The 11,398-nt window shown below is 60.2% G+C and carries 10 protein-coding genes; all 10 read right to left on the bottom strand.

The window, feature by feature from the left end:
• Nucleotides 1–39: 39 nt before the first annotated feature.
• The 10 genes from LAT62_RS02170 to tsaE all read right to left on the bottom strand — a co-directional run bounded on the left by LAT62_RS02170 (nt 40) and on the right by tsaE (nt 11,366).
• Nucleotides 40–1,335 carry an adenylosuccinate synthase gene (locus tag LAT62_RS02170; RefSeq protein ID WP_293378251.1) on the bottom strand — a complete coding sequence of 432 codons (1,296 nt, stop codon included), beginning with the start codon at nt 1,333–1,335 and terminating at the stop codon, nt 40–42.
• Between the two features lie 34 nt (nt 1,336–1,369).
• The gene (locus LAT62_RS02165) at nt 1,370–2,554 is read right to left on the bottom strand and encodes an ATP phosphoribosyltransferase regulatory subunit (protein WP_293378248.1); all 1,185 of its coding nucleotides are present in this window, start codon (nt 2,552–2,554) and stop codon (nt 1,370–1,372) included.
• 163 nt (nt 2,555–2,717) lie between these two features.
• Complete coding sequence (gene hflC, locus LAT62_RS02160) at nt 2,718–3,611, bottom strand: protease modulator HflC (protein WP_293378245.1); 894 nt, start codon at nt 3,609–3,611, stop codon at nt 2,718–2,720.
• A gap of 12 nt (nt 3,612–3,623) precedes the next feature.
• Nucleotides 3,624–4,772 (bottom strand): FtsH protease activity modulator HflK, encoded by a 1,149-nt coding sequence (hflK, locus tag LAT62_RS02155; protein ID WP_293378242.1) that lies wholly within the window; start codon nt 4,770–4,772, stop codon nt 3,624–3,626.
• 76 nt (nt 4,773–4,848) lie between these two features.
• The gene (hflX, locus tag LAT62_RS02150) at nt 4,849–6,150 is read right to left on the bottom strand and encodes a ribosome rescue GTPase HflX (RefSeq protein ID WP_293378239.1); all 1,302 of its coding nucleotides are present in this window, start codon (nt 6,148–6,150) and stop codon (nt 4,849–4,851) included.
• 15 nt (nt 6,151–6,165) lie between these two features.
• Nucleotides 6,166–6,402 carry an RNA chaperone Hfq gene (gene hfq / locus LAT62_RS02145; protein ID WP_293378236.1) on the bottom strand — a complete coding sequence of 79 codons (237 nt, stop codon included), beginning with the start codon at nt 6,400–6,402 and terminating at the stop codon, nt 6,166–6,168.
• Between the two features lie 278 nt (nt 6,403–6,680).
• The gene (miaA, locus tag LAT62_RS02140) at nt 6,681–7,628 is read right to left on the bottom strand and encodes a tRNA (adenosine(37)-N6)-dimethylallyltransferase MiaA (protein WP_293378233.1); all 948 of its coding nucleotides are present in this window, start codon (nt 7,626–7,628) and stop codon (nt 6,681–6,683) included.
• Nucleotides 7,629–9,518 (bottom strand): DNA mismatch repair endonuclease MutL, encoded by a 1,890-nt coding sequence (gene mutL, locus LAT62_RS02135; RefSeq protein ID WP_293378230.1) that lies wholly within the window; start codon nt 9,516–9,518, stop codon nt 7,629–7,631.
• A complete protein-coding gene (locus tag LAT62_RS02130) occupies nt 9,511–10,839 on the bottom strand; it encodes an N-acetylmuramoyl-L-alanine amidase (protein WP_293378228.1) in 1,329 nt (442 codons plus the stop codon). The genes mutL and LAT62_RS02130 overlap by 8 nt, the downstream gene beginning before the upstream one ends.
• On the bottom strand, nt 10,836–11,366 hold the full coding sequence (tsaE, locus tag LAT62_RS02125) for a tRNA (adenosine(37)-N6)-threonylcarbamoyltransferase complex ATPase subunit type 1 TsaE (protein WP_293378225.1): 531 nt from the start codon (nt 11,364–11,366) through the stop codon (nt 10,836–10,838). Before tsaE ends, LAT62_RS02130 begins: the two co-directional genes overlap by 4 nt.
• Between the last annotated feature and the right edge of the window lie 32 nt (nt 11,367–11,398).

The raw sequence follows: 11,398 nt of genomic DNA, 5'->3' as shown, positions 1-11,398 counted from the left end.
GTCATGCTGAGGCGTCTTACGCCTCGGCACAACACGTCTTCAGTCACAGAAGGCGTGGCGCAATGTAATGGTTTCGCTACGGTCGGGCCCGGTGGAAATGATGTCCACAGGCGCGCCAACCGCAGTCTCAAGATAACGAATATAGTTCCGGGCGTTTTCCGGCAAGTCCTCCAGCGACTTGGCACCCATGGTGCTTTCCTGCCACCCCGGCAAGGTGTCATACACCGGTTTCACGCGCTCGAAGCCTTCAGCTTCTGCCGGGACCGGCACTTTCCTGCCTTGTTCGTCTTCGTAACCGACGCAGACCCGAACCTCATCCATGCCATCAAGCACATCGAGTTTGGTCAGGCACAGGCCGGAAATTGAATTGATCTGGATGGCGTGACGGACGGCAACGGCATCAAACCAGCCACAACGACGCGGACGCCCCGTGGTTGAACCAAATTCGTTGCCCCGCCTGGCGAGACCCATACCGACATCATCAAACAGCTCAGTCGGGAAAGGACCGGCGCCGACGCGCGTGGTGTAGGCTTTGGTAATTCCGAGCACATAGTCGAGATACAGTGGACCAAAACCCGAGCCGGTAGATACGCCACCCGCCGTGGTACTGGATGAGGTCACATAGGGATAGGTGCCGTGATCAATGTCCAGCATCGACCCCTGTGCGCCTTCAAACATGATGTTGCCACCGCGCATGCGCACACCGTGCACATATTCGACCGTATCATCGGCCAAGTCGCGGATCTGCTCACCTTGCTCGACCACCTGATCAAATACGGCGTTCAGTTCCAGGGCCGGCTGACCGAAATAGCCGGTCAGAATAAAGTTGTGATAGTCCAGTAGTTCGGCCAGTTTCTCGCGGAAGATCTCCGGGCGATAAAGGTCACCCAGTTTGACGGCCCGACGGGCCACCTTGTCTTCATAGGCCGGGCCAATGCCCCGCCCGGTGGTGCCGATGGCCTTCTTGCCACGCCGCACTTCACGCGCCTTGTCCAGGGCCACATGGTTGGGCAGGATCAACGGGCAGGCCAGGCTGACTTTCAGCCGCTCGCGCACCGGCACATTGCGCGCCTCCAGCATGTGGATCTCTTCCAGCAACGCATCCGGCGCCAGCACAACGCCATTGCCAATCACGCAGGTGACGTGGTCACGCAGGATTCCGGAAGGAATCAGGTGCAGAACCGTTTTCTCGCCGTTGATGACCAGCGTATGACCCGCATTGTGGCCACCCTGAAAACGCACCACGGCTTCTGCTTCATCGGTTAGCAGGTCGACGATCTTGCCTTTGCCTTCGTCGCCCCACTGAGTGCCCAGCACAATGACGTTCTTACCCATCTGTTGTGTTCAACCCTTCCAGTTAGCGTTGCATTCAGTCTTCCAACGGCATGATATGCCAGGCACCGGAGTGCTCGGCCAGCCGATGGGTACAATCCAGAGACCGGGCTTCGGCCTCGACATCACCAAATCCCTGTATCAGCACCTCGCCTTCAGCGCGCAACTGGCGCACTGTAGACTGCAGCCCGGCATCGTCCTGAGCCGGGACAAATATACGGCGCGGCTGACGACTGCGTCGCTCTGCCGTCAGCCCGGCCAGCGTCTTCAGATCGGCCGAAAAACCGGTCGCCGGTCTCGAGCGGCCATAAGCTGCGCCCGTGTCGTCGTAGCGCCCACCCTTGGCAATCGCATGCCCGTGTTGCCGATGGAACAGCGAAAACACCAGACCGGTGTGATAGTTGAAGTCGCGCAGTTCGGCCAGGTCAACATGCAGCGACACTTCGGGCAACCTGACCTGCAGGGTTGCAATCAACTGCTGCAGCGCTGCCAGAGGCTCCGCAACCGCGAACCGCGCCAGACGCTCCTGAAGGCCGGACAGCACTTCCGGGCCACCGGACCAGCCAGGCAGCGCCAAAAGCACCGAGCGCGCGTCTTCGTCATCGACTTCCCGGTGCAACCAGGCTTCCAGTTCCGGCAAGGCCCGCTGGCGCATCAAATCAAACAGTTCCGCGCGCTGCTGCGGACGCAACTCCAGAGGCTCCACCAAAGCCCGGTAGATGCCGACATGACCCACATCCAGCGTCAGTTGATCCAGTCCCACATCTTCGGCCAGGCCGACCATCAAGCAGATGATCTCCAGGTCGGCCGCAGCATTGGCACTGCCATAGAGCTCGGCACCCAATTGCAGCGGATTGCGGGAACTCAGCAGAGAGGCCTTGCGCGCATTCAGAACCGGGGCGCAATAGCAGTACCGTGCCACCCCCTGACGCCCGATACTATGGGCGTCCATGCGCGCCACCTGTTGCGTCAGGTCAGGGCTGATGCCCAGCAATCGGCCCGACAGCTGGTCGGTTACCTTGAAGGTCAAAAGGTCCAGGTCACTGGCCATGCCGGCCAGCAGACTTTCCAGAAACTCGGCCTGGGGTGGCATCACCAGCTCATAGCCCCAGCGGGCGAAATAATCGAGGCTGCGTCGGCGCAGGCGCTCGACATGTCCGGCCAGCGGAGGCTGTACCTCCTCAATGGCGTCTGGCAACAGCCAGCGGTCGGTCTGACTCATAGGGAATCGAATACTGATCTCAGTTTGGTACTCATGTCATAGCGCGACGAATTTCACCGCATCTGACCCGAAAGCCCGGATCACAGACAACAAAAAACCGGGCCGTTTGGCCCGGTTTCCGGAGTATACCGCTTATGCGATCAAGTCTCACCCGTTTTCGTGCTTACTCAACACTCAGCGTAATGCCCGTTGTTGCATTGGCATCATGCATGAACCTGAAGAACGCATTGTCGGGCTCAATGACGAACAGGTCGTCACTGCTGAAGGCATCGTTGTAGGCCTGCAGACTGCGCCAGAAGGAATAGAAATCCCGGTCAGTCTCGAAAGCCTGGGCATAGGTCTGTGCCGCCTCGGCATCACCTTCACCGCGGACGAACTGCGCCTGGCGATAGGCGTTGGCGATGATTTCCGTACGCTGACGATCAGCGTTGGCGCGGATCCCTTCGGCCTGCTCTTCACCACGCGAACGAATCTCACGGGCTTCACGCTCCCGGTCCGATTCCATCCGGCTGAATACCGCCGCGCTGACTTCCTGCGGAAGGTCGATCCGCTTGATCCGGACGTCCACGACCTCAACACCCAGTGCAGAACTGCCCGCCTCGTCGACCTGACGCGTCACTTCTCGGATCAGTTCGTCACGATCGCCGGAAACCACCTCGAAGATGGTGCGCACACCGAAGGCGGCGCGCAATGCATCGTTGGCAATGGCGGTCAGGCGCTCTGAGGCAGCAAACTCATCACCTGCCGTGGCACGATAAAAGTCACGCGGACGATCCACCCGCCACTTGACGAAGGCATCCACGATCAGATTCTCACGCCCAACCGTCAGGAAGCGCTCGGGTTGCGAGTTGTTGGTCAGTACGCGGCTGTCGAACTTGGCCACGGTGTCGATAAACGGCACCTTCCAGTGCAGACCGGAAGGCACGTCATCAACCACCACTTCACCGAAGCGCAGCTGAATGGCGCGCTCTTTCTCGGTCACGATGTACAGTGTCTGGCTTAGCAGCAAAACAACCAGACCCAGGACAACCAGTATGGTAACGCTACGTGTGCTCATTGGTTATTCCCCTCAGTTCCGGTTGCGTGAACGCTGTTCAAGCCGCTCACTCAGACGATCGATATCATCGTCGCTCATTCGGCTTGCTCCATTGGACAGGCGGTCCAATGGCAGATACATCAGATTGTTACTGCCCTCACGCACGTCCAGCATGACCTTGTTGACCTCGCTGTAGATACGGGACACGGTCTCCAGATACAGGCGCTCGCGGGTCACTTCGGGTGCATTGGCATATTCGACAGCCAACTGGGTGAAGCGCGAGGCATCACCTTCTGCCGTAGCCACCAGCTCGGCCCGGTAGGCTTCCGCTTCTTCCAATTGCCGCTGCGCCTGACCGCGTGCCAGCGGCACGACCTCATTGGCGTAGGACTGCGCCTGGTTGATCAACCGCTGTTCGTCCTCACGCGCCCGGATGACATCATCATAGGCGTCCTGGACTTCCTGCGGGGCTCGGGCTTCACGGATATTGACCGCACTAATCTCGATGCCGGCACCATAGTTATCCAGGTACCGCTGCAGGCGATCCCGCACATTCAGCGCAAGCTGCGCTCGACCGGCGGTCAACACCTCATCCATGATCACACCACCCATTTCATGGCGCAGTGCAGAGTCGGCGGCATCTTCAAGGCTGCGTTCAGGCGAACGAACATTGAGCGCGAACGCCCGCGCATCAGTAGCCAGGAACTGCACTGTCATGGAGATATCCACGATGTTCTCGTCCTCGGTCAGCATCAGATCCTGATAGCTGTAGGACCGCAGGTTGGTGACATTGACCTTTTCCACCTGATCGATCAGCGGCAGCTTGAAGCGCAGACCGGGCATCTCCAGCTTGTGGAAGGTACCAAAGCGCAGAACCACACCCCGCTCCTGTTCGTCCAGGGTGTAGAAAGAATTGTAGAGGCCCACACCCAGCACGACGATCAGTGCTGCCAGCACCAATCCCTTGATGTTCTGAGGGCCAGCGCCGCCGCTGGAGCTGCCGCCCCCGCCACCGCCAGAGCGCTTGCCGCCACCCAGGATGCTGTTCAGCTTTTTGCCCCACTCACCCAGAATCTGGTCCAGGTCAGGTGGGCCGCCACCCTGATTGCCATTTCCATTAGGGCGTCGTCCCCAGGGGTCCTGATCTTTGTTTCTGTTATCAGGCGGTTCATTCCACGCCATGGTTTTCTCCAGTTCTAAGGTTCAGGTTGATTGTTCGTTACCCCGCCACCCGGGGCCTGTTTGTTTGAAATCCCGATTAGTATAGTGTTTCCGGCTCTGCAAGATAATGTCCGGCGGGAATACCACACTGACCCAGTACTCGACGGAGGTCCTTGCGCTGCAGGCGCACGGCCAGCAGGCTGTTCCCCTCGTCGTCAAAGCGCTCGGATTGCACGGCCTCCAGGCTGTAGAGTTGCGCACGCAATGCGGACCAGGCGGGCGGCACACTGATCGTCTCGGCGAACAGATCACCACCGAGCCGCGTCGCAATCGCGTCTTGCAGCAGGGAGAACCCTTCACCAGTCAGCGCGGACAGCCAGACCCGTTCTGGCTCTCCGTCCTCGGTGAAGTCAATATTGGCGGGTTTGCCGAGCAAATCCGCCTTATTGAACACCAGAAGAGTCGGCTTTTCAGCAACCCCGAGTTCACTTAACACTTCATTTACCTGCTCTATGTTCGCATCCCGCTCGCTGGCGGCGCAATCCACGACGTGTAAAAGAAGGTCAGCTTCTGCTGTTTCCTGTAAAGTCGCCTTGAACGCCTCCACCAGCTTGTGCGGCAAGTGTCGGATAAAGCCCACGGTATCAGCCAGTACAACCGGCCCCAGGTCCTTGACCTGCAGACGGCGCAGCGTCGGGTCGAGCGTGGCAAACAACTGGTCTGCCGCATACACATTGGAAGCAGTCAGCGCGTTGAACAGGGTGCTCTTGCCGGCGTTGGTATAGCCCACCAGCGCGACTGTCGGCGTGTCGGAGCGCTGCCGATAACGTCGCCCCTGATTACGCTGTTTTTCCACCTTGCCCAGTCGGCGCTGGATATGGACGATCCGATCCCGCAGCAGGCGGCGGTCCGTTTCCAGTTGGGTTTCACCCGGTCCGCGCAGCCCGATACCGCCCTTTTGGCGCTCCAGGTGCGTCCAGCCTCGCACCAGTCGGGTCGACTGGTACTGCAACTGGGCCAGCTCAACCTGAAGCTTGCCCTCATGGGTGCGTGCCCGCTGGGCAAAGATGTCCAGAATCAGGCCGGTGCGATCCAGCACACGACACTCCACTTCCCGTTCTATGTTGCGTTCCTGGCTAGGTGACAGGCTGTGATTGAACAGCACGACATCGGCTTCATATTCGCTGATGGCGTCCTTGATCTCCTGTACCTTGCCGGAGCCGATAAAGAGCTTGGGATGCGGTGTATTGCGACGGGTGGTGATCAACGTCATGGGTTCGGCGCCAGCCGAATTCACCAATTCAACGAATTCGGCGGCGTCCTCGCGCTCATCACCCTCTGGAAAGTCGATATGGACCAGTATGGCCCGGTCGCCGCCCTGGGCGCGTTCAAAGAGCAATCAGGTTCTCCACAATCAGGCTTCGTCCTCCTCGGGCTGCGGCAACTTGACCGGCCGCGAAGGAACAACGGTGGAGATGGCATGCTTGTACACCATCTGGGATACTGTGTTTTTCAACAGAATCACGAACTGATCAAAGGACTCTATCTGGCCTTGCAGCTTGATCCCGTTGACCAGGAAAATAGACACAGGGATGCGCTCTTTGCGCAAAAAGTTAAGATAGGGGTCCTGAAGGCTTTGTCCTTTGGACATGGTTCACTCCTCAATTCTTCTAGTAGTTATCAGGATGCTGTTCTCAGCAACCTCGGCAGAGCACCTGACAGAGCCGTACCGGATGCTTTTTCAAGCCTCCAAAGACTCTGCCCGCACAACAACTTGGGCTCTGTTACTCCATACCTGCACTACTATAGCAAAGTGACGCAAGGGCCACAGCGTTTTTCACGGGCCTTTGCGGCGGTTGGTAATTTGCCTGCTGGACAGCCGACATCGATGTTTTGTCTGAAGCAGATGCTGAACCTCAAATTCAGTGCTCAAGAGCGCCGAATGGCCTCTAGCACCTGCCGTGCCAAATCCGGCGCAAGAGTATCAAAGTGCTCGACATTCCGCCAGCCTCGCAGCCAGGTCAATTGTCGTTTGGCCAGTTGCCGGGTGGCGATAATGCCGCGCTCACGCATGGCGCTCCACGGCAAATGACCGGACAGATAATCCCACATCTGTCGGTACCCGACGCAGCGCATCGAGGCATGTTCGGCGGTGAGGTCGCCACGCTCGTAAAGCGCCCGCACCTCGTCCTCGAATCCGCTTGCGAGCATCCGGTCAAAGCGCTTCTCTATCCGCCCGTGCAGCGTCTTGCGTTCACGAGGCGCCACGGCCAGTTGTATGGTCGGCCCGGGAAAGTCATTGCTCACCGTGCCCGCCGCAGGCAAGACCTGATCACGTCGCCAAAGCGCCGTCATCGGCTGACCGGTCAGCCGGCACACTTCGACGGCACGAATCAGGCGCTGCCGGTTGTGCGGATGAATGGCCGCCGCCGCTTCGGAGTCGAGGCGCTGCAGTTCGCCATGCAGGGCCGTGGGCCCCTGCGTCCGGAACTGTGCGTCCAGTTCGGCTCTGAGGTTCGGATCAGCGGGCGGCAAGTGGGCCATGGGCGACAGCAGGATGCGGAAATACAGCATGGTGCCTCCCACCAGAATGGGGGTACGCCCGCGCTGCCTGATGGTGTCGATCAGCGCCAGCGCGTCGTCGCGGAAATCCTGTGCGGAATAGCTTTCGACCGGGTCCAGGATGTCAATCAAGTGATGCGGTACACCGGCCCGCTCGTGTAGGTCCGGTTTGGCCGTGCCGATATTCATCTGGCGATAGATCAGCGCCGAGTCCACCGAGACAATTTCGCCATTCAGGGCCTGCGCCAACTCTATGCTCAAGCCCGTCTTGCCGGAGGCCGTCGGCCCCATCAGACAGATCACCGGCAGCGTCATCTACTGGCCTCGCAAAAACAGCCGGTCCAGTTCTGACATGCTCAGTTGCACCCAGGTCGGGCGACCGTGATTGCACTGGCCACTGCGTTCGGTAATCTCCATGTCACGCAGCAGGGCATTCATTTCCGGCACCGTCAGCTTGCGGTTGGCGCGCACCGAACCATGGCAGGCCATGGTCGACAGGATGCCATCACGGGCGGCCAGTATCGCATCACTGGTGTCGAACTGGACCAGTTCCGCCAGCACATCACGCACCAGATCCTCGACCTGCTGGGCAGGCAGAAACACCGGCACCTCATAGACCGAAATCTGCTCCGGCCCGGTGCGCCGCACATCAAACCCGAAAGCACGGAAGCTGTCATTGAAGTTTTCGGCGGCGTCCGCCTCCCGCTGCGACACATGCACCACCGGCGGCACCAGTACCGGCTGCCCTGCGATACGACTGTCATCCATCGCCTGTTTCATGCGCTCGTAGGTAATCCGCTCATGAGCCGCATGCATGTCGACCAGTACCAGGCCGTGCTGGTTCTGCGCCAGAATGTATACACCGTGCAGCTGTGCCAGCGCGTATCCCATTGGCGGCGCCTCCCGGGCGTCGTCAGCATGCAACTGCCGGTAGGCGGCCAACTGGTCCGCCACCACGCCCGGGCGGGCTCTGGACTGTTGCCAGTGGCGGGCGGCCGGGCTGTCAAAGGCTGTGGGCTGTGCCATTCCGGCAGAAGCGCCCCCACTGGCACCCTGATCAGGCGCCGAAGCAGAAAACTGCGACCCAGGATCGCGCAGAGGCATACTGCCCTGTTCCGGCCTGATCTCCGGCTCTCGGGTGGCCGCCGACAAATTGGCCGCCGGCTGATGGGTATCCGGAGAGACCTCGGCGAGCGCCCGATGCAGGGTACGAAACAGAAAATCATGCACCTGCCGCGACTCGCGAAAACGCACTTCGTGCTTGGTCGGGTGGACATTGACGTCAACGCCCGCGGGGTCCAGTTCCAGATACAGCACATAGGCCGGATGCCGGCCATGGAACAGCACGTCGCGGTAGGCCTGCCTGACCGCATGGCTGACCACCCGGTCACGCACCGGACGCCCGTTGACGAAGAAATACTGCATGTCGGCCTGACGCCGATTGAACGTCGGCAGTCCGAGCCAGCCCCAGAGGCGCATGCCCAGGTGCTCCATTTCCATGAACACACACTGTTGCATCAGCTCCGGGGAGCAAAGGTCGGCTACCCGCTTTTCCTGCTCGGGGCGCGAATGGCAGGCCTTGAGGCTGTGTACCACCCGGCCATTGTGTTTCAGGCTCAGAAAACAGCCCCACTGACCCAGGGCAATGCGTTTGAAGGCTTCTTCGACGTGATTGAATTCGGTTTTCTCGGTCTTGAGAAAGCGGCGGCGGGCCGGGGTATTGAAGAAGAGATCATGGACTTCAACGCTGGTACCCACCGGATGCGCCGCGGGGGCCACTTCGGGCACCATGTCCCGCCCACTGGTGCGGGCCTGCCAGGCCTGCTCAGCCGCCTCATGACGACTGGTCAGCGTCAGGCGGGAGACCGAACTGACCGAGGCCAGCGCCTCCCCCCGGAAGCCCATGGACTGCACTGATTCCAGGTCGTCGAGACTGTGAATCTTGCTGGTGGCATGACGGCTGAGCGCCAGCGCCAGGTCGTCCTCCGGGATGCCGCGACCATTGTCGCGTACCAGCAGCCGTTTGACGCCGCCCTGCTCCAGTTCAACCTGAATGCGGTCGGCTTTTGCATCAAGGCTGTTTTCCATCAACTCTTTGACCACGGAGGCCGGACGCTCAACCACCTCCCCTGCGGCAATCTGGTTGGCCAGGCGAGGAGACAATACCTGAATGCGACGTGACTGATGCGAATCCCCGTCAGCCATTGGGTACCCGCAGTGTCTGGCCGACGCGGATTACATCGGAATTCATGTTGTTGATTTCACGCAGTCGGTTGACCGAGATACCATGGCGGGTGGCGATACCGGAAAGGGTATCACCCGTGCGCACGGTGTAGCTGTCAAAACTGTTGGCATTGCGCCGCTGGGTATAGACCCAGGTACCGGGCGGCGGATTGTCGTCAAAGTAATCCTTGATGCCGTCGAACACGGCCCTGGCCAGGCGCTGTCGATAGGCCTGTGACCCCAGATTCGCCTCATCACGCGGATTGGACATGAAGCCGGCCTCGACCAGAATCGAGGGCACGTCAGGCGATTTCAGCACCGCAAAGCCCGCCTGCTCGACGCGCCTGCGGTGCAGGTTGGTGACCTGACCCATGCGTTGCAGTACCTGCTCGCCGATGGACAACCCTTCCTGCATGGAATGGGTCATGGCGAGATCCACGATCACTTCCCGCACCATGGCATCCATATCCTGCATGTCGACACCGCTGACACCCCCGACCCGGTCGGCCTGGTTCTCGCTGCTGGCCAGAAATTCCGCCATGGTAGAGGTGGCGCCGCCATCCGAGAGCGCATAGACCGAGGCGCCGGAGGGCTGGGAACTGGTAAAGGCATCGGCATGCACCGATACGAAAAAGTCGGCATTGGCCTCGCGCGCCAGTTGCCGACGCCGGACCAGTGATATGTAGTAGTCACCGGTACGCACCATGAAGGGCGTGTAGCCTTCGGCGTCTTCGATCAGCCGTTCCATTTCACGCGATATGGCCATGGCCACATGCTTTTCGTAGGTGCCGCGCACGCCAATGGCACCCGGATCTTCACCGCCATGACCGGCATCAATGGCGATGACGATATCACGCTGACCGTCGGTTTCGGCCCGCCGCACCTCGCGCGCCGCCTCGATAGTGGGGGAGGTTCGGTCGTCGCGCTGCAGGTCCACCACCAGGCGATGGCCATACTGTTCGTTGGGTTGCAGCACGAAGCTGCGCGGTGTGAGTTCACTGTCCAGATCCAGCACCACGCGCAGGCTGCCATCGTCACGCTGGGCAGAGCGGATGCTGCTGACGCCGCTGTCGTCCAGCTCAAGGTCGGCATAGGAGCCGCCGAGCGTAGTGCCGGTCATGTCGACCACGACGCGGTCGGGGTTGCTCAGGGTGAATACCCGGTGGTCCACTTCGTTGCTCAGGTCAAACACGATCCGTGTGTGATCGGGTGCCTGCCAGAGCCTGACATTGGTGACGGAGTTGGCCAGCGCTGCAGCAGAGAAGACCAGCAATACAAGGACAACCGACAGGCGTTTCATCATGACGCTGCAACGCCTCCCTGCATCCAGGTGTTGAGCGACTCCAGCCAGGGCTGTGCCCTGACATCCATGGCGGTTGCCGTCAGCAACCGGTCCTGCTCTGCCTCACCGGCAGGCTCCAGATGCAGAACCAGATCAGCAGGGGGAAGAACACCCCGCCCCTGTGCGGGCCACTCAACAAAGCACTGGCTGTCTGCGGCCAGATAGTCTCGCACACCCATGAATTCCAGCTCTTCCGGCGAACCCAAACGGTACAGATCGAAATGATACACCTGAAAACCGTCAAACTCATAGGGCTCAACCAGTGTGTAGGTGGGGCTCTTGACCCGGCCACGCCAGCCCAGGCCCTGCAGGTAGCTGCGCATCAACGTGGTCTTGCCGGCGCCCAGATCACCGTCAAGGTACACCAGAATACCCCGTTCCTGTGGCGGCTGAGCCCTGACGCCAATGGCCAGGCATTCGCCCAGCGCCAGCGTGGCGGATTCACCCCCCAGGCGTATCGGATCTGTTTTAACCGGAAAATCTGGCATTTCGGACGTGTAGGTCGCTCCATTATCGAGCG

It is taken from the genome of Natronospirillum sp., assembly GCF_022565775.1.
Lineage (GTDB): Bacteria > Pseudomonadota > Gammaproteobacteria > Pseudomonadales > Natronospirillaceae > Natronospirillum.
The sequence above is the reverse complement of the archived record's forward strand: the minus strand, read 5'-3'. Positions and strand labels throughout refer to the sequence as shown.